Annotated in this window: 20 protein-coding genes and 1 pseudogene; 8 read left to right on the top strand and 13 right to left on the bottom strand. The window is 71.9% G+C overall.

The features are described from left to right. Positions 1–163 precede the first annotated feature (163 nt). From ACFV20_RS13185 to ACFV20_RS13200, 4 genes are all read right to left on the bottom strand, one after another. A complete protein-coding gene (locus ACFV20_RS13185; RefSeq protein ID WP_385655736.1) occupies positions 164–1,192 on the bottom strand; it encodes a methyltransferase in 1,029 nt (342 codons plus the stop codon). An 87-nt stretch (positions 1,193–1,279) separates the two neighbouring features. Beyond that, positions 1,280–2,380: a nitrous oxide reductase family maturation protein NosD gene (locus tag ACFV20_RS13190; RefSeq protein ID WP_385655737.1), complete on the bottom strand. Its 1,101-nt coding sequence runs from the start codon at positions 2,378–2,380 to the stop codon at positions 1,280–1,282. Between the two features lie 111 nt (positions 2,381–2,491). Beyond that, positions 2,492–2,749, bottom strand: coding sequence for a hypothetical protein (locus ACFV20_RS13195; RefSeq protein WP_385655739.1), 258 nt, complete (start codon positions 2,747–2,749; stop codon positions 2,492–2,494). Between the two features lie 104 nt (positions 2,750–2,853). Next, positions 2,854–4,161 (bottom strand): MFS transporter, encoded by a 1,308-nt coding sequence (locus ACFV20_RS13200; protein WP_385656095.1) that lies wholly within the window; start codon positions 4,159–4,161, stop codon positions 2,854–2,856. 429 nt (positions 4,162–4,590) lie between these two features. Between ACFV20_RS13200 and ACFV20_RS13205 the strand changes: the two genes are divergently transcribed. After that, positions 4,591–5,487, top strand: a complete 897-nt coding sequence (locus ACFV20_RS13205) for a helix-turn-helix domain-containing protein (RefSeq protein WP_385655742.1) — start codon at positions 4,591–4,593, stop codon at positions 5,485–5,487. A gap of 22 nt (positions 5,488–5,509) precedes the next feature. Here ACFV20_RS13205 and ACFV20_RS13210 read toward each other — a convergent pair whose 3' ends face one another. Then, positions 5,510–6,061 (bottom strand): GNAT family N-acetyltransferase, encoded by a 552-nt coding sequence (locus tag ACFV20_RS13210; protein ID WP_385655744.1) that lies wholly within the window; start codon positions 6,059–6,061, stop codon positions 5,510–5,512. 591 nt (positions 6,062–6,652) lie between these two features. Beyond that, positions 6,653–7,321, bottom strand: coding sequence for a hypothetical protein (locus ACFV20_RS13215; protein WP_385655746.1), 669 nt, complete (start codon positions 7,319–7,321; stop codon positions 6,653–6,655). A gap of 286 nt (positions 7,322–7,607) precedes the next feature. Here ACFV20_RS13215 and ACFV20_RS13220 point away from each other — a divergent pair, with 286 nt between their 5' ends. Next, positions 7,608–7,775: a hypothetical protein gene (locus tag ACFV20_RS13220; protein ID WP_385655748.1), complete on the top strand. Its 168-nt coding sequence runs from the start codon at positions 7,608–7,610 to the stop codon at positions 7,773–7,775. 85 nt (positions 7,776–7,860) lie between these two features. Here the strand turns inward: ACFV20_RS13220 and ACFV20_RS13225 are convergent, their stop codons facing one another. Then, positions 7,861–9,366 (bottom strand): FAD-dependent monooxygenase, encoded by a 1,506-nt coding sequence (locus ACFV20_RS13225; RefSeq protein WP_385655750.1) that lies wholly within the window; start codon positions 9,364–9,366, stop codon positions 7,861–7,863. 157 nt (positions 9,367–9,523) lie between these two features. On the opposite strand from ACFV20_RS13225, the gene ACFV20_RS13230 reads away from it, so the two are divergent. After that, positions 9,524–10,720, top strand: a complete 1,197-nt coding sequence (locus ACFV20_RS13230; protein ID WP_385655751.1) for a cytochrome P450 — start codon at positions 9,524–9,526, stop codon at positions 10,718–10,720. A gap of 27 nt (positions 10,721–10,747) precedes the next feature. Here ACFV20_RS13230 and ACFV20_RS13235 read toward each other — a convergent pair whose 3' ends face one another. Together ACFV20_RS13235 and ACFV20_RS13240 are read right to left on the bottom strand one after the other, a co-directional pair. After that, complete coding sequence (locus ACFV20_RS13235) at positions 10,748–11,056, bottom strand: hypothetical protein (protein WP_385655752.1); 309 nt, start codon at positions 11,054–11,056, stop codon at positions 10,748–10,750. 271 nt (positions 11,057–11,327) lie between these two features. Then, positions 11,328–12,674, bottom strand: a complete 1,347-nt coding sequence (locus ACFV20_RS13240) for a jacalin-like lectin (RefSeq protein ID WP_385655754.1) — start codon at positions 12,672–12,674, stop codon at positions 11,328–11,330. A gap of 412 nt (positions 12,675–13,086) precedes the next feature. Between ACFV20_RS13240 and ACFV20_RS13245 the strand changes: the two genes are divergently transcribed. The 3 genes from ACFV20_RS13245 to ACFV20_RS13255 are packed head-to-tail and all read left to right on the top strand — an operon-like array spanning position 13,087 to position 16,183. Next, positions 13,087–14,424 carry an L-fuconate dehydratase gene (locus ACFV20_RS13245; protein WP_385655756.1) on the top strand — a complete coding sequence of 446 codons (1,338 nt, stop codon included), beginning with the start codon at positions 13,087–13,089 and terminating at the stop codon, positions 14,422–14,424. Beyond that, positions 14,421–15,179: an SDR family NAD(P)-dependent oxidoreductase gene (locus ACFV20_RS13250; protein ID WP_385655758.1), complete on the top strand. Its 759-nt coding sequence runs from the start codon at positions 14,421–14,423 to the stop codon at positions 15,177–15,179. Before ACFV20_RS13245 ends, ACFV20_RS13250 begins: the two co-directional genes overlap by 4 nt. Then, on the top strand, positions 15,176–16,183 hold the full coding sequence (locus ACFV20_RS13255) for an aldo/keto reductase (RefSeq protein WP_385655760.1): 1,008 nt from the start codon (positions 15,176–15,178) through the stop codon (positions 16,181–16,183). Before ACFV20_RS13250 ends, ACFV20_RS13255 begins: the two co-directional genes overlap by 4 nt. A gap of 52 nt (positions 16,184–16,235) precedes the next feature. On the opposite strand, the pseudogene ACFV20_RS13260 reads toward ACFV20_RS13255, so the two are convergent. The 4 genes and pseudogenes from ACFV20_RS13260 to ACFV20_RS13275 all read right to left on the bottom strand — a co-directional run bounded on the left by ACFV20_RS13260 (position 16,236) and on the right by ACFV20_RS13275 (position 19,953). Beyond that, positions 16,236–17,716: pseudogene (locus tag ACFV20_RS13260) on the bottom strand (glycoside hydrolase family 43 protein). A 339-nt stretch (positions 17,717–18,055) separates the two neighbouring features. Continuing rightward, positions 18,056–19,207 (bottom strand): S1 family peptidase, encoded by a 1,152-nt coding sequence (locus tag ACFV20_RS13265; RefSeq protein WP_385655762.1) that lies wholly within the window; start codon positions 19,205–19,207, stop codon positions 18,056–18,058. Positions 19,208–19,384: 177 nt separating this feature from the next. Continuing rightward, positions 19,385–19,810 carry a glutaredoxin domain-containing protein gene (locus tag ACFV20_RS13270; RefSeq protein WP_385655763.1) on the bottom strand — a complete coding sequence of 142 codons (426 nt, stop codon included), beginning with the start codon at positions 19,808–19,810 and terminating at the stop codon, positions 19,385–19,387. Further along, a complete protein-coding gene (locus ACFV20_RS13275) occupies positions 19,807–19,953 on the bottom strand; it encodes a hypothetical protein (protein WP_385656117.1) in 147 nt (48 codons plus the stop codon). The genes ACFV20_RS13270 and ACFV20_RS13275 overlap by 4 nt, the downstream gene beginning before the upstream one ends. Positions 19,954–20,199: 246 nt before the next feature. Here ACFV20_RS13275 and ACFV20_RS13280 point away from each other — a divergent pair, with 246 nt between their 5' ends. Both ACFV20_RS13280 and ACFV20_RS13285 read left to right on the top strand, forming a co-directional pair. After that, positions 20,200–21,615, top strand: coding sequence for a family 2B encapsulin nanocompartment shell protein (locus ACFV20_RS13280; protein WP_385655764.1), 1,416 nt, complete (start codon positions 20,200–20,202; stop codon positions 21,613–21,615). Between the two features lie 136 nt (positions 21,616–21,751). After that, the gene (locus ACFV20_RS13285; RefSeq protein WP_385655766.1) at positions 21,752–23,182 is read left to right on the top strand and encodes a family 2 encapsulin nanocompartment cargo protein terpene cyclase; all 1,431 of its coding nucleotides are present in this window, start codon (positions 21,752–21,754) and stop codon (positions 23,180–23,182) included. Positions 23,183–23,192 lie beyond the last annotated feature (10 nt).

Below are 23,192 nucleotides of genomic sequence, written 5' to 3' on the forward strand. Positions count from 1 at the left end.
GCCCGCGCGGCCCCCGCGCTTCCCCTCGGGGGCGCCCCCCCCGCCCCGCGCCCCGCGCCGGGGCCCGCCGGGCCCCGGGGCCCGCGACGCTGCGGACCCGGCGACCGGTCGTACACACGGGGGGGAGCCGCGGGGCACCAGGACTCCGCGGTACGCGGTCCGATCAGCCGGGAACGTGGCAGTCGAACGCGTGCAGGTAGGGGTTGACCGGACTGATGTCGTCGATGACCAGGCCCGCCTCGGTCAGCCGGTCCACCATGCTCTGGGTGGTGTGCTTCGCACCGCCGACGTTGAGGAGCAGCAGCAGGTCCATCGCGGTGCTGAACCGCATGGACGGCGTGTCGTCGACGAGGTTCTCGATGACCACGACCCGCGTCCCGGGGCCGCCGGCCTCGCGGACGTTGCGCAGGGTGCGGGCCGTGCTCTCGTCGTCCCATTCCAGGATGTTCTTGATGACGTAGACGTCGGCCTTCACCGGGACGGCCGTCCGGACGTCGCCGGGCACCACGCGCGCCCGGTCCGCGAGGTCGCCGCCCGCGCGCAGTCTCGGGACGGCGTTCTCCACCACCCGCGGAAGGTCCAGCAGCGTCCCGTGCATCGTCGGGTACTTGTCCAGCAGGCTCGCCACCACATGCCCCTGGCCGCCGCCGACGTCGGCGACCGACGTGCTCCCCGACAGGTCGAGGAACTCCGCGACGTCGCGCGCCGACTGCACGCTGGAGGTCGTCATGGCGCGGTTGAAGACGTCGGCCGACTCCGGGGCGTCCTCGTTGAGGTAGGGGAAGAACTCCTTGCCGTACAGGCCCTCCACCACGTTGTGGCCGGTGCGCACGGCCTCGTCCAGCTTCGGCCAGACGTCCCAGGTCCACGGTTCGGTGCACCACAGGGAGATGGCGCGCAGGCTGTTGGGGTCGTCCTCGCGCAGCAGCCGGGAGACGTCGGTGTGCGCGAAGGTCCCGTCCGGGTGCTCGGTGAAGACGCCGTAGCAGGACAGTGCCCGCAGGAGCCGGCGCAGCGGGCGGGGCTCGGCCTTCACCGCGGTCGCGAGGTCCTCCACGGCCATGGGATCGTCACCGAGCGCGTCGGCGACGCCCAGCCGGGCGGCCGCGCGGAGGGCGGCGGCACAAGCCGCCCCGAATGCGAGTTCCCGCAGCCGCATGGAGGGCGCGGGGGCGGGCTGAGTGGTCGTCATGTGCCGCCTTCCTTCTTGGGTCGGGTGCAGCAGGGGATCACCGGGTGCGCGTGCGGGCCCCGGTGCGAAGAGGAGCGGTACGGAGGGTCAGCACAGGCCGGCGGGCCGGGACGACGCGCAGGAGTTGCCCTGGAACGTGTTGCCCTGCCCGGGGTCCGTGTTGACCAGGTCCGCCGGGGAGTTGCCCTCCAGCAGGTTGTCGCTGATCCGGTTCCGCTCGCTGGTCGTGCCCACGAAGCTCTTGAACACGACGATGCCGCCCGACAAGGGGGAGGTGCCGACGTTGTCCCTGATCACGTTGTGGGTGATCAGGTTGTCGTCGGCGCCCGTCACGACGATGCCGGATCCCTGCAGGGCGTCCAGCCGGGCGGTCTTCGGGCAGGACTTGTTGTTGCGCTCGATGCGGTTCTCGCGCACGGTCACGAGGCCGGCCTTGGGCTTGTTCTCGTCGCCGACGACGAAGACCGCCGCGCAGTTGCCCGTGAGGTGGTTGCCCTCCACGGTCAGGTTGCGCAGCCGGCGGACGGTGACGCCGATCCGGTTGCCCTCCAACCGGTTGCGCGCCACGACCGTTCCCCCGGTGTCCGTGGCGCCCTGCTCCTCCGTCACCGTGTTGGCGAGGAACAGTCCCGCGTCGCCGTTGTCGCGGGCGGTGTTGCCGCGGAACACGCCACGGCGTGAGTGCTCCGTGGCGATGCCCCACACCCCGTTCCCGACCGCGGTGACGTTCCGCACGGTCAGCCGGTCGGCCTGGTTGGCGTGGAGGCCGGTCCTGGGGAAGCCGGTCACCGTCAGGGAGGCGATGGTGACGCCGTCGACGTTGTGGTCCTTCGTGCCCGCCACGCAGATGCCGTTGCCGGCCGCGGCACAGCTGTCGGCGGCCTTCGCGGCGCCCGGCGCGGCGCTCGGGGCGGTGGTGGTGCTCGTGCCCGCCGCCGGCCTGAGCACCGTGCCCCGGCCCATGCCCCGCAGGGTCAGCCCGGGCGTGGTGATGTGGACGCTCGCGTGGTGGATGCCGTGCCCCAGCAGAACGGTGTCGCCCGGCCGGGCCGCGTCCACCGCCTCCTGGATCGATTCTCCCGGCTTGACGACATGGACCGTGTGGGCGGCGGTGTTCGGAGCGGCGCCGAGCCCCGTCCCGAGCAGCGCCGCCAGGCACGCCAGAGGTGCGATATGGCATTTCTTCATATCGCGCAGGTTATGTCCCCTCTGACCCAAACCGGCGGGTTGGTCCATCCGGCGGCGTGGCCCCGGCCGGCCCTCGGCTCCGGCCCGACGCGGCACCGCCTGAGGCGCAGGTCAGCCGATCCACGCCTCGCTGTGCCGGTGACGGTCCAGACCCACAGCCGCGAACTCGTCCTGCCCGGCTCGTGCCACGGCCCCCAGCTGCCGCAGTGCCTGAGAGACCGGACTCCCGTCCGACGCGAACGGCTCCCCCTCGTCGACGCGCAGCGGCCCGAGCCCGCCCGCGCCGCTCTCCCAGACGACGGCCAGGTCCCGTGCGACCACACGCAGTCTCTCCTCGACCGCGATCACCGCCTGCAGTTCGTAACTCACTCCGCGCCCTCCTCGTCGAGGTCCTCATCCTGTCCCACCACGCGGGAGCGCCGCCCGCGCGGTGGACCCGAAGCCGTCCTCCTGGAGCCATGGGTGACGTCACGTCAGCCGCGCGGGAGCAGCAGCCTCGCGAGGGCGGTGGTGGCGAGGAGGAGGGCGGCGACTGTGAGGAGACCGATGCGCATGCCCGGGAGGGAGAAGGTGCCGTCGGGGCCGGAGAGCAGGGTGCCGAAGAGGGCCACCGCGAGCGCACCGCCCGTCTGGCGGAGGGAGTTGAGAAGCCCGGAGGCGGTGCCCGCGCGCTCCTGCGGCACGACGTCCATGAGCAGCGCGGTCAGAGCGGGTACCGCGAGCGCCCCGCCGACGCTGAGCGGCAACAGCAGGACCAGCACGAGCCACAGCGGGGTGTGCACGGCGAGCGGCAGCATGACCAGCATCGCACCGGCGAAGACCACCTGCCCGATGACGATCACCGGGCGCCGTCCGACCCGCTCGGCCAGACGCGGCGACACCAGGTTGGTGGCCGTCACGACCACCGACATGGGCACGAACATCAGCCCGGCCGCCACGGCCGACATCCCCCGCAGCTGCTGGTAGTACAGCCCGAGCAGGAAGATCCCGCCGTAGAACGCGGCGTTGACGGCGAAACCGACGGCGAGCGCGACGGCCACCCGGCGGTCCCGCAGCATGGCCGGCGGAACCATGGGCCTGCGGTGCCGTGCCTCCAGCACCCGGAAGGCCCAGCCGGACACGAGCGCGAGCACCGCGGCACCCAGGACCGGTCCGCTGGTCCAGCCCCGGTGGCCGCCCTCGATCACGGCGAACGCCAGCCCCGCCAGGGCCAGTACGGCGCTGATCTGACCGCCGACGTCCAGCGCCGCAGGCCGGCGCGGGGACCGCGGCACCCGGAGCAGCAGACCCAGCACGACCGCCCCCACGGGAAGGTTGAGCAGGAAGACGGCCCGCCAGCCGGCCGTGTCGGTGAGCAGCCCGCCCAGCACGGGTCCCGCGGCCATCGCCACCGAACCGCCGACCGTCCACAGGGCGATGGCCCGGGCCCGCTCCCGGGCGTCCTCGTAGGCCTGCCGGATCAGCGCCAGCGACGCCGGCATGACGATCGCGGCGGCAGCGCCCTGCGCCACACGCGCGGCGACCAGCACACCGATGCCGGGCGCCAGCGCACAGGCGAGGGACGCGAGGGTGAACAGGGTGATGCCCCAGGCGTAGGCGCGACGGGCACCGGTGCGGTCGGCGAGCGCCCCGGCCGACAGCATCAGGGCCGCGAACATGAGGGTGTAGGCGTCGACGACCCACTGCAGTCCGGACATTCCGCTGTCGAGGGAGCCGCGGATCGAGGGCAGCGCGATGTTCACGGCCGATACGTCGATGGTGATCACCGTGAATCCGAGCAGCGCGGCGACCAGCGCGACGCCGCCGCGCCGCGGTGGGGTGACCGTGTCCGCGGGCGGGCCACCCGGTCGGGCCCGTTCCGGCGCATGGTGTCCCGGTCCGGGTGCCGGCGGCTCCGGGTCGTGCCCGGCACCGGAAGCGGTGGACGCGGGCAGGGGAGGGGTGGGGGTGGTCGGCACGGCGAACTCCTGACTGACGGACAGCGCAACGATCGGCGAAGAGGTGACTGACCGGGCGGGCGGCCGCGGCCCCGCCGGGGCCGCGGTCCGGTGTCGTGCACCCCCTGGGCCCCGGCGGCCGGGCCGCCCGCTCCGGGATCCACTCTCCGCCCGGAACGCGGCCGTCCAACAGACCGCGCTCTGCCCCGGGTGCGCCGTTCCAGGCCCTGACACGGCCCCCCACGCTCCTTGACCGCCTGCGACAATGACGGGATGACATCGACAGCGGATGCCAGAGGCACGGAACTCGGGCGGTACTTGAAGGCCCGCAGGGCGCAGGTGCGCCCGCAGGACGTCGGTCTCCCCGCCGGTGCCGGTCTGCGCCGCACCCCTGGTCTGCGCCGCGAGGAGCTGGCCGCACTGGCCGGGGTGAGCGTCGACTACTACATCCGCCTGGAGCGCGGCCGGGAGACCAATCCCTCGCCGGCCGTGGTGGACGCCCTCGGCCGTACCCTCCGGCTGCGCGGCGACGGTTTCGAGCGCCTGCACGAGCTCGCGGAACTGGCCTCGGGCCGCGTCTCCGAGCTGCCGGCCTGCTCGGACCACACGGTGCGCGACTCGGTGCTGCGCATGCTGGAGTCGGTACGCCCGCTGCCCGCGTACGTGGTGAGCCGGCACAACCGCGTCCTGGCCGCGAACCCGCCCGGCCGACGGCTGATGCCCGGCCTGTGGGACTGGCCGGAGGAGCAGCGGAACCTGACGCGTTACGTCTTCCTCCACCCGGTCGGCCGGGACCTCTACGACCCGTGGGAGGAGACCGTCGCCCTGTCGGTCGCGCATCTGCGGGCCGTCGGCGGGGCCGACCCGGACGATCCCGAACTCACCGCACTCGTCGGCGAACTGCTGCTCAAGTCGCCCCAGTTCGCGCGCCTCTGGGAGCGGTACGACGTCTGCGAGCGCGGTGGCGGGCAGAAGTCGTTCCGGCATCCCGCGGCCGGCCCGATGACCCTGACCTACGAGGTCATGCGACTGGCCCGGACGGGCGGACAGCGCATGGTCGTCTACCAGGCTGCCCCCGGAACCCCGGACGAGACGGCCATGCTCAGCCTGGAGTCCCCGGAGTACCGCCCGCGGCAGACGGCACAGCCGGCCGAGGCCTCGGCCCCGTAGGAAACGGCGGGGAGACGACCGCTCAACGGGGCGACACGCTGCCCGACTTCCGCACGCCCAGCCACTGTTCGGCGCCGTAGTCCTCGAACCGCTTTACCTCGGTGAAGCCCAGTTTCGCCGCGAGGCGCATCGCGCGCTCGTTGGCGATCTGCGTGCACAGCACCACCGGCTCGCCCGGACGCGCGCCGGCGAACCAGTCGAGTACCGCCGCACACGCCTCTGCCGCGTACCCCCGCCCCCAAGCGTCCGGCAGCAGCAGGTAACCGAGTTCGGCCTCCTCGCCTTCCGGCCGGATGTGCCCCGGGCGCTCCGCTGCACGCCGTTCGAGCGTGATCATGCCGATCATCGCTCCGTCGAGTTCGACCACGAAGACGCCGGGGCGACGCCCGGGCACCTCGGGAACCGCACGCTCGAGCTCCTCACGCGGCCGGGCACCACCGACGTAGGTACCCACCTCCGGCGAGGCGAACAGCTCGATGAAGGCCGCACGATCCCGCGCCTCGGCCCCACGAAGCACGAGCCGCTCGGTCGCCAGGGCGTCGGGCGGCCAGTCGACACCCTCGAGTCCCGTCATGCCGGGCAACGTACCGCACGTGCAACGACGCGCCCTCAGACAGGAGAACAGCCTTCGCAGACATGGCCGTCGACCGCCGCGGCGAGCTCCCGCGCCGCCGCCCGCACCGCTGCATCCGCGTCATGACTCAGCACGTCGAGCGTCCTCACACCGCCCACCACGGCCGAGTGGGCCGCACGCTGCACCTCGACCTGCGAAGCGCCGTGGTTCCAGAACCGCCTGGAGCAGCTCGATCACTCCAGGCCGGCAGGTCACGGTCTCGGTCACCGCGAGGTCCCACAGGAAGGGGACCGCGGCGACGGTCGCGTCGAAGACGGCGAGCTCGCCGAGCCACAGACCGAGATCGTTCAAGGCGCCGGTGCTCGTCCTGGCGTCGCCCCACGCGACCCGCGACAGGCGGCCCGGAACGGTTGCCGCAGAGCCGTATGCATGCGTCAACTCATGCCAGGGAACGCGGCTCATCCCCTTGAGCAGCCTTCCCATGGAGCCCTCCGGTCCGCCCAGGTTCCTCGACCACGGCCGTGCGGTGCGGTGTCCACGATCGCGCCGAGCGGGCTCCAGGCCCAGCCGCTTCTCAGCCGTCCGTGGTTCTCAGCCGTCCGTGGGCTCCGACTTCGCCTCGGCCTCCGATGCGGGTGCGTCCTTCTGTGCCGGTGCGCTGTAGAAGACGGACCTGCCCTGCTTGGAGCGCTCGGCGCCGCTCTTGGCCACGAGGCTCTCGAGGGTGACGCGCACGACCTTGGGGGAGATGTCGCGGTCGGGGTGGGCCTCGCCGAGGGAGGTGGAGATCTCTGCGGCGGAGCGCGGTTCCTTCTGTTCGGCGAGGTGGCGGCGGATGAGTTCCACCAGGGTCAGGTCGGCCGCCTTGGGCGTGCTCGCCGTCCTGGTCCCGGACTTCCTGGCGGCCGCCTTCTTCGCGGGAGCGGCAGTCGCCTTGCGTGTCTTCTGCTTCCCCCCGGCCGCGGAGGCGGCCTTCTTGCGTCGCGGCGAGGGCACAACGGCGCTCTTGGACTCGGCGCTCTTGGACTCGGCGCTCTCGGACTGGGCAGGAGCCCCGCTCCGGGCCTGCGTGATGCCGAGTGCCTGCTGCATGCTGACCAGCACGCCGTGGTCATGCTGCAGAGCGGCAAGCTGCTCCTGCAGGGAGGCGATCTCCGCGCTGATGCGTTCCTGCTCCTTGAGGTTCGCGTCGAGGTCGCCCGTCACCTGGGCGATGTACTGGGAAGCCAGTTCGGTGGCGGGAGCCGCTGTCTCGGACATGGCACTGTCCTTTCCTTGTACCGCACGATGCCTTGGTGGGAGATGGTACGGACAACGGCAGCGGCTTGTTCCCGTCTGGCGGCGCCCTTCTGCCCGGTGACAGCCTCCCCGCAGCGAGGTGCATTCCCAACAGTGCGTGCCGCAGGCCGAGTTGGCTGCAAGCATCGACGTGGCAGCTGACAGAAGACTGACTTCAGCGGCACCCGCACAAGCAGGCGAACATCCCGGTGTCTGCGAACGGGCAGGCGGGGCATACGGGCTGCATCCCCTTCGAGAGGAGCTCGTCATGCTCGGCATAGTCGCGGCGGTGTTGTTCTTCTTCGCGTTCCTGATCAACGCGGCCGAGATCGGCACCAACGATGTGTTCTCTTCGACGAACGTCATGTTGCTGGGCTTGATGTGCCTGGCTCTGCAGGTGGCGGGCGTCGGTGCCGGCTGGGCACGCCGACGCTGACGTGTCCTCCGCAGGTCCGGTGGCGACTCGTCACCGGACCTGCACCGGCCACAGCGGCAGCGACGGCGGGGGAGGGCAGGGACCGCTACATCTCGGCTCCCTCCAGGCCGACTTGCACCAGATAGCGGCCGAGGTGTTCGGCACTGTCGGCGGCCAGTCCGATGTGCTGGTCGGGCCGGATCAGGAACAGCCCGGTGCCCAGCTCCTCGGCGAGTGGCCCGCCGGTCACCTGGTGGGTCCTGACACCCCCCGGTGCGGCGGGCGGTGCACAGTTCACCGCGAGCAACGTGAAGCCGGGCCCGTGCAGCAGCGCGAAGAGATTCCCGCAGGGACCCTCGGTGGTGACACACGGCAGGTCGGGCACACGGTCACCGGCCCGGACCCCGGCCGGAGAACGCCGCTCCCGGGCGTCCCTGGAGAGCTCACTGTCGCGGTAGTGCACCGACAGCAGGTGGCAGACCCGCCCCCGGTAGCGGGCCTGCTCGTGGGGATCCTGGGACGTGCGGCCCGCCCGGTACAGGCGGGTGCTGAGGTCCAGGGTGTCCGCCGCGGCGGCCCGGCGCTCGTCCTCGTAACTGTCCAGCAGCGCTTCCGGGGCGTGGCGGCGCACGACCTGGCCCAGCTTCCAGCCGAGGTTGTAGGCGTCCTGCACGCCGATGTTCAGGCCCTGTCCGCCACCGGGCGGGTGCAGATGGGCGGCGTCGCCGGCGAGGAACACCCGCCCGTGGCGGAAGCGTTCGGCCATGGCCGTACGAGGCCGGTAGAACGAGAACCACCCCACGTCCGTGACCGCGTCCGCGGGAAGATGCGTACGGTCGGCGATCAGTGCGCGCACGGTCTCGGGCGTCGCCGTGAACTCCTCGCCGGTGATCTTGGCGTTCAGCTGGAAGTCGGTGGTCCCGGGCAGCGGACACAGCAGCAGTTCGCCCGCCGGGTCCGGCCAGACGTGCCAGTGATCGCGGTCCAGCCCCCGCACGCCTACGTCCGCCACCACGGCCGAACGCAGCCCGCCGTCCTCGCCCTTCATGGCGATGCCCAAGGACTCACGCACCGTGCTGCGGCTGCCGTCCGCGCCGACCAGGTAGCGCGCCGACACCTGGTGACGGCCACCGTCGGAGTGCGTCACCTCCGCCCTCACGTGCGTGTTCGACTGCGTGAGGGAGGTGAGCCGCACACCGCACTCCAGCGTGCCGCCCAGGGCGAGCAGCCGCTCGCGCAGGATCTCCAGCGTGCGCCACTGGGGAACCAGCCACGGTCGGGGGTGACGCGACACCGGGGCCTCCGGGTCCGGCTCGATCAGCTGCCACTCGCCCCGGCGCTCGCCGTCGCGCCAGGTCTGCATGGGAGGGAAGAGCGAGCCGGCGGCCCGCAGTGCGTCGCAGACACCGAGGTCGTCGAACACCTCCAGCGTGCGGGACTGCAGGCTCTTTCCGCGTGAACCGGGGAGGAGCCGGTCGCCGACCTCGACGACATGCGTGCGCACACCACGCCTGGCCAGGTCGCAGGCGAGGGTGAGTCCGGTGGGTCCGGCGCCGACGACCAGCACGTCCACGGCCGGCCGCTGCGGTGTCTGAGGGGTGGGGTCGGGCACGGTCTCCCCGCTTTCTGCCGTTTGACCCGGCACTGGGTGCACGGAGCGGCGCTCTGCCGCACTATGCGAAATGTCCCCCGTGGGTGGGGCGGCCGTGCTCCGCGCCCACCGGGTTCCGCCCACATGGCCGCACCGCCGCACGCGCTCAGGAGTACCCATGGCTCACGTCGCCGCCTGCCCCTTCGACTTCAGCGAGCAACTGGACTTCGACCCGTCACTCGGCCGGCTGATGGCCGACGGTCCGGTCAGCCGTATCCGACTGCCCTACGGCGAAGCCGAGGCGTGGCTGGTCACGACCTTCGACGGGGTACGCCAGGTGACGACCGACCCGAGATTCAGCCGGGCCGCGATCGTCGGCCGTGACTACCCCCGCATGACGCCCGAGCCGATCGTCTCCCCGGAATCGCTCAACGTCATGGACCCGCCGCGCAGCACCCGGCTCCGTCACGCCGCCGCCCGGGCCTTCACCCAGAGCGGGGTCAAACGCATGACGCCGGCCATCGAGCAGGTGGCGCACCGTCTCGTGGACGAGATGGTCGAGCAGGGCCCACCGGCCGACCTGGCGCTCCGTCTGTCCGCGCAGCTGCCCAACCACACCATCTGCGCGCTGCTGGACGTCCCCGACGCGGACCGGCCCCTCATGCTGCGTCACACCCAGCAGATGCTCGCCACCGCGCCCGAAGCCAGGCAGGCGGCGGCCGCGGCCAAGCAGAACCTGCGCGCCTACTTCACCACGCTGGTCGCCGAGCGCCGGAAGGAGGGAGGCGACGACCTCGTCAACACCATGGCGGCCTGCGAGCCGGGGGAGGAGCCCCTGAGCGACGACGAACTGGCCGTCCTGGCGCTGACCCTCATCCTCAGCGGCAACGACACCGCCACCTGCCAGATCAGCAACATCGCCTACACCCTGCTGACCCGACCGGAGCTTCTCGACCTGCTGCGGACCCGTCCCGAACGACTGCCCCGGCTGCTGGACGAACTCCTGCGGCACATCCCCTTCCGCAAGGGCGTCGGTATCCCGCGCGTGGCGCTGGAGGACGTGAAAGTGGAGGGCGTGCTGATCCGCGCGGGTGACTTCGTCCACGTCTCGTATCTGGCGGCCAACCGGGACCCGGAGGTGTTCCCCGACCCTCACGTCCTCGACGTCGACCGGGCTTCGCACCCCCACATGACGTTCGGCTGGGGCGGGCATCACTGCATCGCCAGCACGTTCGCGATCGCGGAGATCGGCACGGCGATCGAGGTCCTGTTCACCCGCCTCCCCGGCCTGCGCCTGGCGGTACCGCCCGAGGACGTGCGCTGGGACACCCAGACCATCAGACGCTTCCCCCTGGAGCTGCCCGTGACCTGGTGAGACGGCGGCGGCGCGGGCCTGCCTGCCTCAGGACAGCAGCACGCGTGTCCACGCGATGGCCAGGACCGTGCAGGCGAGCGTGAACAGGCCTTGGACGACGGCGGTGACGGGCATCCTCAGTCGGGCGTGCACGACGGCCCCGGCCGCCGCCACGGCCGGACCACCCCAGATGACGAACCACATCAGTACCGGAGTACCGGAGGTGTGCGCCCGGCCCACGCCGACCGCGAGGAGCAGCACCACGGCCACGACGAGGATGATCACGTCGGCGATCAGCAGCAGCAGGGCGACGGCGACATCGATCAGCCGCGACGGACGCTTGCGCCCCGCGGACACCGGAGCGTCCTGGTCATCCGCGCGATCCGCGCCACCCGCGCCACCCGCGCGATCCGCGCCGTCCGCGTCATCTGCGTCATCTGCGTCATCCGTGTCATTCGTGACGGAGGGAGCCATGTCCCGACTGCACCACGGAATGCCGCGTTCGACACCTTCCGGGGCGCGGGAGCACGGAAGTGAGGGTGCCTACGGGGGCGACAGCCGGTGCGGGGCCGTCGCCGCCGTAGGCGATCCGGCGCTGAGGGAGCGCTGAGGGAAGTCGGCGAGCCTCTCAGCGCTTCGTGTAGATGAGGCCCAGCTTGTCGACCTCGTCACCGGCGCGCCCGTGGAAGCCGGCGATCTGCCATCCCGACGGCGCCGCACGCGTCACGCAGTCGGACGTGGTGGTCCCACCGGACAGGCTCCGGCCGAGGTTCGTGGTGAACGTGGCGGAGAAGATCCTTGTGCGGCCGCCCTTCTCGCCCCGGCACAACCGGGCGGAGCCGAGGTACTCCCCGCTCCCCAGGTCCAGGGACGACACCGTGCCGCCGGTCCCGCCGTGACTGATGACATGGCCGTTGCCGAGCGTCAGGCCGACACTGTCGACACGGGTGCCGCTGCGCAGCGACACGCGCACCGGGCGCGCGCCCGCCGGTACGGCGTCGATGTCGGTGTAGTGGTCGCCGTGCGGCCCGCCGAACTGCTCACTGAACCGGAAGTCCGCGGACCGCGACCAGGAGAAGTCCACCTTGATCGGGTCGTGGTCGGACAGCATGAGCCCGTCGGCGGTGAGGAACGCGGCGTGTTCGTTGTTGTAGGACGTGGCGTCGAGCGAGACGAGTTTGCTGCCGCGGTACAGCACCTTGTCCACGACCTCGCAGGTGTTGGGCACCGTGGGTCCGCTCTGGTCGCAGACCAGGGCGTCGCTGCCTTTGGCGGGCGGGACGCCGCCGCGGACGAGCCGGACCCAGGGGTCCGTCAGGCCGTTGGCGGCGGCGAACTCGGCGATGGTGTCGCCCGAGCGCGTGTAGCGGGTGTTGGTGTCGCCCATGACGACGACGGCGTTCCCGGCCGAACGGCTCTTGATGAAGGCGGTCAGCTGGTTGAGGTTGTCCGCCCGTGCGGCCAGGTCGCCGGGGTTCGTCCCGGCGTTGGTGTGCAGGTTGTAGAAGTCCACGTACACGCCCTCGGCGAGGCGCTGGCGGATGAAGGTGAACCCCTTGGGCGTGAGGCAGTCCCCCGAGTCGAACTGGCAGGAGTTCCAGCGCACCCGCTCGAAGTCGTCGGTGTCGTAGGGGAGTTTCGCCAGGGTGTTGAGACCGCTGCCGATCCCCGCGCCGCCACTGGTGGGCGTCCGGTGGGCGTGCGCGGTGTCACCGGCGTAGAGGAAGGCGTGGTAGTTGAAGTCCTCCTGGACATTGACGATGTCGTACGGCGCGATCCGCCGGCCGATTTCGGTGGTGGCGGGCTCGCGGGGGGTGGGAGCGCTGGAGATGCTCTCCGGCAGGCCCGCCACGTTGTAGGCGAGGACGCTGAAGGAACCGGACGCGGGGTCGGCGGCAGCGGCGGGGGAGGCGTTCGTGATGAACCCGCCGATCGCGGCCGAGACCGCCGCGAGGGAGGCTGCAAGTCGGCGCATGAGAACCGGGACTCCTGACAACGGGGAGTGGGGAGCCGGAACTTACCGTGGGTAACCCTCTGGCGTCCCCCACCCGGCCGAGCGAGACCGAATCTTGACCGACGGGTCCGGACCAGCGGCGTCCGGAACGCGACGTCGACGTGGTCTCCGGCGAAACCTTCACCAGGATCCGCCGCGCCGCCCAGCAGGTTGGTTCGGACACCTCCAGGCGCGACGGGCGTGCGGCCATGGGAACATTCCTCCGATGTATCTCCGAACGGTGGAACATGCGAGGCCTCATTGCCAATGAAGTGATCTGCACTTACAGTCACGCTGACGCCATACATCGGATGACTGGAGGGGGCGCGACGTGTCCCACCTGCGCCGGCACCCGGGCGGCACCGCCGAACCGCCACGCGTGAAAGGCAGGCCCGTGACAGCCGTCTCCGCCCGGATCACCGCACTCGACACGTACGACGTCCGCTTCCCCACCTCGAGGGAACTGGACGGCTCCGACGCGATGAACCCGGATCCCGACTACTCCGCCGCCTACGTGGTGCTGCGCACCGATGCCGCGGACGGTCCCGAAGGCCACGGTTTCACCTTCACCATCGGACGCGGCAACGACGTGCAGGTCGCCGCGATCGACGCCCTGCGGCACCACGTCGTCGGACGCTCCGTCGCCGAGCTCTGCGACGACCCCGGCTCGCTCAGCCGTGACCTGATCGGCGACAGTCAGTTGCGCTGGCTCGGCCCCGAGAAGGGCGTGATGCACATGGCCGTCGGCGCCGTGGTCAACGCCGTGTGGGACCTGGCCGCCAAGCGTGCCGGGCAGCCGCTGTGGCGTCTCCTCGCCCACGCCGAGCCCGAGTGGCTCGTCTCCCAGGTCGACTTCCGGTACCTCACCGACGCCCTCACCCCCGAAGAGGCCCTCACTCTCCTGCACCGGGGCCGTGCCGGGCTCGCCGACCGCGAAACGGCGCTGCTGGAGCGCGGCTACCCGGGCTACACCACGTCCCCGGGCTGGCTCGGATACTCCGACGACAAGCTCACCCGACTGGCCCGGCAGGCGGTCGACGACGGATTCACCCAGATCAAACTCAAGGTCGGCGGCGACCGGAACGACGACATCCGGCGCCTGCGCACCGCCCGTGCGGCCGTCGGCGACGGCATCCGCATCGCCATCGACGCCAACCAGCGGTGGGGCGTGGACGAGGCGATCGAGTGGACCAACGCCCTCGCCGAGTTCGGGCCCTACTGGATCGAGGAACCCACCAGCCCCGACGACATCCTCGGACACGCCGCCGTGCGCCGGGCGGTCGGCCCCGTCAAGGTCGCCACCGGCGAACACGCGCAGAACCGCGTCGTCTTCAAACAACTCCTCCAGGCCGGTGCGATCGACGTGCTGCAGATCGACGCGACCCGCGTCGGCGGGGTGAACGAGAACCTCGCGATCCTGCTGCTCGCCGCGAAGTTCGGCGTGCCGGTCTGCCCGCACGCAGGCGGCGTCGGACTGTGCGAGCTGGTGCAGCACCTGTCGATGTTCGACTACCTGGCCCTGTCCGGCACCACCGAGGACCGGGTCATCGAGTACGTCGACCACCTCCACCAGCATTTCGACGTGCCCGTGGTGATGCGCCACGGGCACTACACGGCTCCCCTCCACCCGGGTTTCTCCGCCACCATGCGCGAGGAGTCCATCGCCGCTTACCGTTTCCCGGACGGGACGTTCTGGGCCGCCGACCGCGCCCGGCAGGAGAGTGGCGCATGAGCGAACTGTCCGGACTCAAGGCCCTCGTGACCGGTGGCGCGTCCGGCATCGGGCGCGCCACCGCACACGCCCTGGCCGAGCGGGGCGCCGCGGTGGCCGTGCTCGACGTACGACCGTCCGGGGTGCCCGAGCCGCTGCACCCCGTCACCGCCGACGTCCGCGACGACGCGTCGGTGCGCAGCGCCGTGGAGGAGGCCGCCACGCGCCTCGGCGGTCTCGACATCCTCGTCAACAACGCCGGCATCGGAGCCGTCGGCACCGTCGAGGACAACCCCGACGACGAGTGGCACCGCGTACTCGACGTCAACCTCCTCGGCATGGTGCGCACCACCCGCGCCGCTCTGCCGCATCTGCGGCGCTCGGCACACGCGGCGATCGTCAACACCTGCTCCATCGCCGCCACCGCCGGACTCCCCCAGCGCGCCCTGTACTCCGCGAGCAAGGGCGCCGTCCTGTCACTGACCCTCGCCATGGCCGCCGACCACGTCCGCGAAGGCATCCGGGTCAACTGCGTCAACCCCGGCACCGCCGACACGCCCTGGGTGACGCGGCTCCTGGACGCCGCCGACGACCCCCGGGCGGAACGCGCCGCCCTGAACGCCCGCCAGCCCATGGGCCGCCTGGTCACTGCGGACGAGGTCGCCGCGGCCGTCGTCTATCTGGCGTCCCCGGCCGCCGCTTCCGTGACGGGTACGGCCCTCGCCGTCGACGGCGGCATGCAAGGGCTCCGGCTCCGCCCGGCGTCCGGCTCGTGAGGACGGCGGCACTGGGCGCCACCGGTGTCCGGGTCACCAGGCTGGCGTTCGGGGCGGCGGGCATCGGAAACCTCTACCACCCGACCGACGACGAGGCGGCCTTCGCCGCGGTGGACGCCGCCTGGGACGCGGGCATCCGCACCTTCGACACCGCCCCCCACTACGGTCTGGGCCTGTCCGAGCGACGCCTCGGTACGGCCCTGCGCGACCGCCCCCGGGACGCGTACACCCTGTCCACCAAGGTGGGGCGCCTGCTGGAGCCCCGTCCTCGGGGCGGACAGGGCGACGATCTGGCGCACGGCTTCGCCGTGCCGGACACCCACCGGCGTGTCTGGGACTTCAGCGCCGACGGGGTCCGGCGCTCCCTGCACGCGAGTCTGGAACGCCTCGGCGTCGACCGCGTCGACGTGGCGCTGCTGCACGACCCCGACGACCACGGCGATCAGGCGCTGCGCGAGGCGTACCCGGCGTTGGAGCGGCTGCGCGCCGAAGGCGTGGTCAAAGCGATCGGCATCGGGATGAACCAGACCGTGCTGCCCGCCCGTTTCCTGCGCGAGACCGACATCGACGTCGTGCTGCTCGCCGGCCGCTACACGCTGCTGGAGCAGGACGGGCTGGGGGACGTGCTGCCGGAGGCCGCCGCTCACCGCAGAAGCGTCCTCATCGGCGGGGTGTTCAACTCGGGGCTGCTGACCGACCCGAAGCCCGGCGCGAGGTACGACTACGCGCCGGCCCCCGAGCCGGTCCTCGACCGCGCACTGCGGCTGAAGGCCGTCGCCGCACGCCACGGCGTCCCGCTGCGCAGCGCCGCCCTGCACTTCCCCTACGGCCACCCCGCGGTCGCGAGTGTCCTGACCGGGGCCCGCACCGCCGAGGAGGTGCGCGACACCCTGTGGCACCTGCGGCACCCGGTCCCGGCCGCCCTCTGGGACGAGCTGCGCACCGAGGGCCTGCTGGCCCCGGACACACCGGTCCCCGCCGGCATCGCGCCCCTGGGGCGGTGAGGTGAGGCGCGAGCAGGCGACGGAAAGCGACGTGTGGGGACGCGGCGCCGGATCAGGGGCTGAGAGGCTCGTAGTCGAACCAGTCGAAGTGGACCGTGCCGGCTGCGGCATACATGCCGATGACCCGGCCGGTGAAACCGCCCGCCACCTCGGTCGACAGATAGCGGCCGTCGAGGGTGCCGAGCTCGGCGAACGTGCCGTCCGGCTCCTCCACACCGAACGTGAGGGTGTCCGGCCCGGTGCGCGGCCGCCCGGCGGTGTGGGGTTGATGCGAAGCCCGAGGACCGTGGGTCCGGCGGGTACGGGTCGTGACGCCACGACCGCGCGCAGAGGCCCCACCCGGGCGAGCACCCTCACCTCTCCCTCCAGGGCCTCGACCTCGTAGTGGTGCTCCTCGTCCAGGCGGACCGCGAGCCCGCCGCGGCCCTCCGCCGGGTCGACGCGGGTACGCACCTCGCACGTCAGGTGCTGCTGGCGACGACCGACGAACACGGCGTCCGGCTCGTCCAGGGAGCCACCGCGTGCCCGCAGCGTCAGCCAGCCGGAGCGTTCCTCGGTGGTGCAGTACTCCACGGGACGGTCCCGCACGGAGATCCACCGCGGGCGCAGCCCACCGCGGTCGAAGTCGTCCCGGACGGCCTCGGCGGGCACGGGGACGAGCGGCCAGGCCGGTACCGGCAGTTCGGCCGGCACCTCACCGACCACCGGCCAGTCGTCCACCCACTCCACCGGCGCCAGGAACGTCTCGCGGCCCAGCACGTGCCAGCCCGGTGTGCCGCCTCGCGGCCGGACGGCCAGCAGCACCATCCACCACGAGCCGTCGGGCGCCTGGACCAGGTCCGCGTGCCCGGTGTTCTGGACGGGGCGGCCGGTGCCGCGGTGCGTCAGGACCGGGTTGTGCGGGCACGGCTCGAACGGCCCGGAGGGCGAACTGCCGCGGGCGATCGAGACGCCGTGGCCACGCTCGGTGCCGCCCTCGGCGATGAGCAGGTACCAGTACGCGCCGATGCGGTACAGGTGCGGCGCCTCCGGGGCCTTGGCGCCGGGACTGCCGGACCAGAGCGGCCGCGGCTCACCGAGTGTCTCTCCGGTGCGCGGGTCGATGCGCACCTGCGAGACCCCGGCGACCGTGCACCAGCACGTGCCGTCCTCGTCCCAGACGAGATCCGGGTCGATGCCCCCCACCCCCGGCAGCCGCACCGGCTCCGACCAGGGACCGGCCGGGTCGGTGGTGGTGAACAGGAGGTTCCCCTCGCCCGGGGCCACGTTGGTGACGATCAGCCAGAACCTGCCGTCGTGGTGGCGCAGGGTCGGGGCGTAGATGCCGCCGGACGACGCCGTGTCCGGGGGCAGGCGGAGCTGACTGGGCCGGTTCAGGGCGTTGCCGATCTGCGTCCAGTGCACCAGGTCGCGACTGTGGAAGACGGGGATGCCGGGAAAGTACTCGAAGCTGGAGCACACGACGTAGTAGTCGTCGCCCACCCGGCACACGCTGGGGTCCGGATGGAAGCCGGGGATCACGGGGTTGGTCACGGCAGCCTGCTCCCTCGCCGGTCGAAGCGCTTCACCTGGCGGGCGAACACTAATGACACGATGCGCGCGAGACAAGGGAGCCGGAGTCGACAGCCTGCCTCCGGAATCCGAGTCGATGACCGGCGGAACCCGGCACCGTACGCCGTAGCGCTTCGTAGCGCTTCGTAGCGCTTCGAAGCGCTACGTAGCGCTTCGAAACGGCGAAGCATCTCATGGAGGATGCTCCTGAGACGCTTCCTCAGCGGCCGCTCACCGCGGAGTGGACGCTGACCGTCCCGACGGAGGGCCCCGGTGGCCGTGGCGTGCGGGGTCACCGGAGCCCTCCCGGCGTGCGTGAGGTCAGGCCGTGTGCAGCGTCAGCCCGTACCGGTTGAGGATCTCGTTGACGGGCTGGTGCCAGGTCTCGCCGCCGCTGCCGCAGTTGCCCCAGCCGCCCGAGGTGACGCCCTGGGCCTGGTCACCGCTGATGAAGGAGCCGCCGGAGTCCCCGGGCTCGGCGCAGACGCTCGTCTTCGTCATCTGGTGGACGGCTCCCTCGCTGTAGTTCACCGTCTCGTTCTTCGCCAGCACGGTGCCGCAGTGCCAGTGCGTGGTGGAACCGGAACGGCAGACGGAGGCACCCACCGGCGCCTCGGCGGAACCGCGTACGAGCCGGTCGGGGATCGTGCCCCAGCCGAGCACCACCGGGACGGTCCACCAGCCGCTGCCCACGTTCACCCAGGCGTAGTCGTCGCCCGGGAAGGAGGAACCCTGGACGTTGCCGATGGAGGACCGGTCCCAGCCGTACACCGCGGCGCCCGGCCTGCCGCAGTGCCCGGCGGTGACGAAACCGCCGTGCACCGAGAAGCCGATGGAGCAGCGGACGTTGCCGGTGTAGAAGGGGTCGCCGCCCACGGTGCCGGCGGCGAACGTGCGGGGTGCGGCCGGGCTCTGCCGCACCGTCACCGGACCGGCCTCGCGGGCCCGGGAGAGGAAGGCCCGGACATCGTTGTCGCCCCGGCGCGCGGCGACGACGCTGACGACGACCTTGTTGACCTTCGGATCCACGTGCCAACCGGCCACTCCCGCGGGCGCGTCCAGGGCGTCGATGCGCTTCTTCGCCGCGTCGAGGTGCCGCGCGTCGTACCGCACGAGCCGTACGGCCGCTCCGGTCGCCCGTACGGCGTCGGCATGTGTGGCGAGGGTGAGGGCGACGGTGAGTCTGCCCGCGCGGGCGTCGAACCAGGAGCCGCCGTAGGCCGAACCCGCGGCCTTGCGCGCCGTGCGTTCGACGTCGGTGGCGGTCTTCTCGGCGGCCAGGCGCGCTTCCGCCTGGGCACGGGTCAGCCCCAGGTCGCGCTGCATCGCGGAGAGCAGTTCGGGGGAGGCGGGCGCCTGGGAGGGAGGCGCGGGAGCGTCCGCCGCGGAGGCCGGCAGGGCGCTCGCGGTCGCCCAGGTGCCGAGCAGCAGGAGCGCGGACACGGCGGTGCGCAGGCTTGTGGTGCGTCTCAAGGGATGCCCCTTCGTTGTTCCAGCAGGTGGGGGTGGAACAGCAGAGCTTGAGAGCGCTCTCGGACATGCCCGGCAGAGCCTAGCCCCGGATCAAGAAAGGGTCTAGGCCTTTCCCCGGGCCGTTGTCGGTGCCCTCGCGGCGACCGGCCTGCGGCCGCTTCCCGGCCACGGGCAGGATCAGAGCCGGGCGCGGACCCATGCCGGATCGGGGTTGGTGTGCGGCCGGCCGTCCACGAAGACGGTCGGCACGGTCTCGTTGCCGCCGTTGACCTCCCTGACCGCCGCCGATCCGGCCGGGTCCCGCCAGACGTCGACCCAGTGCAACCGGCGGGCACGGTGCCCCAACCGGATGCGCAGGCGCAGACAGTACGTGCAGCCCGGCCGCCAGAACACGATCGGCCGGCCGTCGACCGCGCTGCGGCGCTGCGCCTCCAGGGCGCCGATCGACCTCGGGAAGACCAGGGGCGAGGTGGCGGCTGCGAGCAGCAGGAACGCCACCAGGAGCGCAGCGCCCGCACCCGGGCTCCCTGCGGAGATCAGCCTGGTGGCGAGGAGTGAGCCGCAGACCACCAGCAGGACCGCAGGGGCCCACACGCGCATCATGGCCGTGGCCCGACGGCCGCGGCGGGCGTGAGGTGCGTGGGGTCGACGACCTCGGCGGCGTCGTGCAGCCAGGTGCTGGCAGCCTCCGCGCAGGGCGCGAGGTGCGCGAGACGGAAGGGCGTGCGGCTGGGCCGTGCGATCACGTGTCCGACCCTACGGCACGGGTGAAGACGGGTGAGCCGACCGATAAACCGCATTCAACTGATTGTCACTGCTTCGAGGTAAGCCTCTCGTCTCCGTGGCCGATGCGGCTCCCTCAGCGGTTAGCTTTTTGCAGGTGGGGCGGATCCGCGTGATCCTTCCCGCTCGTTGTCCACCCCCTCCCTGTCTCCCGGTCGACGCACCCGTGTGCACCGGACGACCCGTCATGCAAGGAGCACCTGCCCTCGATGACCGTCGACAGCATCCCGGAAGCCCGGACCACCGCCGACCCGCCGCAGCAGTCCCTGAGCACCACCGCCGCGCGCAACCTCGCCACCACCACCAAGTCGGCCCCGCAGATGCAGGAGATCACCTCCCGCTGGCTGCTGCGGATGCTGCCCTGGGTCGAGGCCAAGGGCGGTGCCTACCGGGTGAACCGGCGGTTGCGCCACACCGTCGGGGACGGGCGCATCGAGTTCGTCCAGGAAGGTGCCACGGTCCGGGTGATCCCCCGGGAACTCGGTGAACTGGCCCTGCTGCGCGGCTTCGAGGACACGGACGTCCTCACCGCCCTCGCGGACCGTTGCGCCCAGCGGGACTTCTCCGCGGGCGAGGTCCTCGTGGAGCGCGGCAGCCCCGCGGACCGGATCCACCTGATCGCCCACGGCCGGGTCAGCCAGACGTCCGAGGGCCGCTACGGCGAAAAGAGCGCCGTTGGCGTCCTTGCGGACGGCGACCACTTCGGGGACCACGCCCTGCTCGACCCCGAGGCCCGCCATGAGTGCACGGTCACCGCGGAGACGTCCGGGACGCTTCTCACCCTCTCCCGCGCCGACTTCGCCGCGGTCCAGGCCTCCGCGCCGCACCTGCGGGCCCACCTCGAGGAGTTCACCTCCCGCGCGCGGCGGCGGCAGAACAAGCACGGCGAGGCCGAGATCGCCGTGTCGGCCGGCCATGTCGGCGAAGCCGAACTGCCCGGCACCTTCGTCGACTACGAACTCCGGCCCCGCGAGTACGAGCTCTCCGTCGCCCAGACCGTTCTGCGGATCCACACGCGGGTCGCCGACCTCTACAACGGCCCGATGAACCAGAGCGAGGAGCAACTCAGGCTCACCGTCGAGGCCCTGCGTGAGCGGCAGGAACACGAGCTGATCAACAACCGTGAGTTCGGGCTGCTGCACAACGCCGACTTCAAGCAGCGCATCCAGCCCCGCTCCGGCCCGCCGACCCCGGACGACATGGACGACCTGCTCTGCCGCCGTCGCGGCACCAAACTGTTCCTCGCCCATCCCAGGACCATCGCCGCCATCGGACGCGGCTTCAACGCCTGCGGCCTCTACCCCGACCACGTCGACCTCGGGGGGCAGTCCGTCCCCGCCTGGCGCGGCGTTCCCATCCTGCCCTGCAACAAGATCCCGATCAGCAGGGAACAGACCAGCTCCATCATCGCGATGCGCACCGGCGAGGAGAACCAGGGCGTCATCGGCCTGCGGCAGACCGGCCTGCCCGACGAGTACGAACCGGGTCTCTCCGTGCGGTTCACCGGCATCAACGAACAGGCGATCATCTCCTACCTCGTCACCACCTACTACTCCGCCGCCGTGCTCCTGCCCGACGCCCTCGGAGTGCTGGAGAACGTGCAGATCGCCCCCAGGCCCCGCTGAACCCCCGGTCGCACACGCCCACCTCCTGCTCACGCCCCCCATGAGGCCGCGCTGAGGCCCCGGCCGTGGCAGGCCGCGCACGCCTGCCACGCCCCGTGCCGCGGTGCGCCCATCCCACCCCACCAAGGAGCCGCCGATGCCCGACTCAGGGCCCCTCGGACCACCCCTCCCCGAGCAACGGCCGACGCCGCCCACCCCCGCGCCGGTGGCCTCCGGCCTTCACGTCACACCCACCGCGGCGCACTTCCTTGCCGGGTTGCATCCACCGGTCAGCCTCCCCGCCCCGCCGCCGGCACCGCCGGCCGCCCCCGCCGAACGGGACGCGCATGACGCGGCAGCGGCCGGGCCGGGCGCCCCCGTCCTGCCCGACGCGGCCCCGGCCGGACCGGACCTCCAGGTCATGTCCGACGCGGCAACAGCCGCCTCCGCGGTACGGGACATGCCCGCCACGACCGAGGCGGGCTCCGCACTCCGGCGAGTCCTGCGCGGACCGACCGGTCCGGGCACGGCCTCGCTGTCCGTGGCGCACCGCTACCAGCCCACGCTCCCGGACCCGGTGCCCCGGACCGCCCCCGCGCAACCCGCCGCGGGACAAGCCGTCCCCGGCCTGTACCACCACCCCGTCCCGGAACCCGACCCCGCGCGCGTCGAGGAGGTGAGCCGCCGGATCAAGCGCTGGGCCGAGGACGAGGTCCAGCTGTACCCCGAGGAGTGGGAAGGCCAGTTCGACGGATTCTCCGTCGGCCGGTACATGGTCGCCTGCCACCCCGACGCCCCGACGGTCGACCACCTGATGCTCGCCACACGGCTGATGGTCGCGGAGAACGCGGTGGACGACTGCTACTGCGAGGACCACGGCGGATCACCCGTCGGCCTCGGGGGGCGCCTCCTCCTCGCCCACACCGCGCTCGACCACTTCCACACGACCGCGGAGTACACGCCGGCATGGCGGGAGTCGCTCACGTCGGACGCCCCGCGCCGGGCCTACGACAGCGCGATGGGCTACTTCGTCGACGCGGCCACGCCCTCCCAGGCCGACCGCTACCGGCACGACATGGCCCGGCTGCACATGGGCTACCTCGCCGAAGCCGCCTGGGCGCAGACCGGCCACGTCCCGGAGGTGTGGGAGTACCTGGCGATGCGCCAGTTCAACAACTTCCGCCCCTGTCCCACGATCACCGACACCGTCGGCGGCTACGAACTGCCCGCGGACCTGCACGCCCGGCCGGACATGCAGCGGGTCATCGCACTGGCCGGCAACGCGACCACCATCGTCAACGACCTCTACTCGTACACCAAGGAACTCAACAGCCCCGGCCGCCACTTGAACCTGCCGGTGGTGATCGCGGAACGCGAGCAGCTCTCCGAACGCGACGCCTACCTCAAGGCCATCGACGTCCACAACGAACTCCAGCACGCCTTCGAGGCCGCCGCGGCCGACCTCGCCGAGGCCTGCCCCCTGCCCCCCGTGCTGCGTTTCCTCAAAGGCGTGGCCGCGTGGGTCGACGGCAACCACGACTGGCACCGGACCAACACCTACCGCTACACCCTGCCCGACTTCTGGTAAAGAACGGACA

Origin of the sequence: Streptomyces sp. NPDC059696 (assembly GCF_042733745.1) — a bacterium.
GTDB lineage: Bacteria > Actinomycetota > Actinomycetes > Streptomycetales > Streptomycetaceae > Streptomyces.

What these genes read in the sequence shown, in the direction of transcription:
- ACFV20_RS13240 (WP_385655754.1), bottom strand. Translation starts at nt 12,674, where the DNA reads ATGCGCCGACTTGCAGCCTCCCTCGCGGCGGTCTCGGCCGCGATCGGC.
- ACFV20_RS13185 (WP_385655736.1), bottom strand. Translation starts at nt 1,192, where the DNA reads ATGACGACCACTCAGCCCGCCCCCGCGCCCTCCATGCGGCTGCGGGAA.
- ACFV20_RS13285 (WP_385655766.1), top strand. Translation starts at nt 21,752, where the DNA reads ATGCCCGACTCAGGGCCCCTCGGACCACCCCTCCCCGAGCAACGGCCG.
- ACFV20_RS13190 (WP_385655737.1), bottom strand. Translation starts at nt 2,380, where the DNA reads ATGAAGAAATGCCATATCGCACCTCTGGCGTGCCTGGCGGCGCTGCTC.
- ACFV20_RS13205 (WP_385655742.1), top strand. Translation starts at nt 4,591, where the DNA reads ATGACATCGACAGCGGATGCCAGAGGCACGGAACTCGGGCGGTACTTG.
- ACFV20_RS13230 (WP_385655751.1), top strand. Translation starts at nt 9,524, where the DNA reads ATGGCTCACGTCGCCGCCTGCCCCTTCGACTTCAGCGAGCAACTGGAC.
- ACFV20_RS13220 (WP_385655748.1), top strand. Translation starts at nt 7,608, where the DNA reads ATGCTCGGCATAGTCGCGGCGGTGTTGTTCTTCTTCGCGTTCCTGATC.
- ACFV20_RS13215 (WP_385655746.1), bottom strand. Translation starts at nt 7,321, where the DNA reads ATGTCCGAGACAGCGGCTCCCGCCACCGAACTGGCTTCCCAGTACATC.
- ACFV20_RS13280 (WP_385655764.1), top strand. Translation starts at nt 20,200, where the DNA reads ATGACCGTCGACAGCATCCCGGAAGCCCGGACCACCGCCGACCCGCCG.
- ACFV20_RS13270 (WP_385655763.1), bottom strand. Translation starts at nt 19,810, where the DNA reads ATGATGCGCGTGTGGGCCCCTGCGGTCCTGCTGGTGGTCTGCGGCTCA.
- ACFV20_RS13210 (WP_385655744.1), bottom strand. Translation starts at nt 6,061, where the DNA reads ATGACGGGACTCGAGGGTGTCGACTGGCCGCCCGACGCCCTGGCGACC.
- ACFV20_RS13250 (WP_385655758.1), top strand. Translation starts at nt 14,421, where the DNA reads ATGAGCGAACTGTCCGGACTCAAGGCCCTCGTGACCGGTGGCGCGTCC.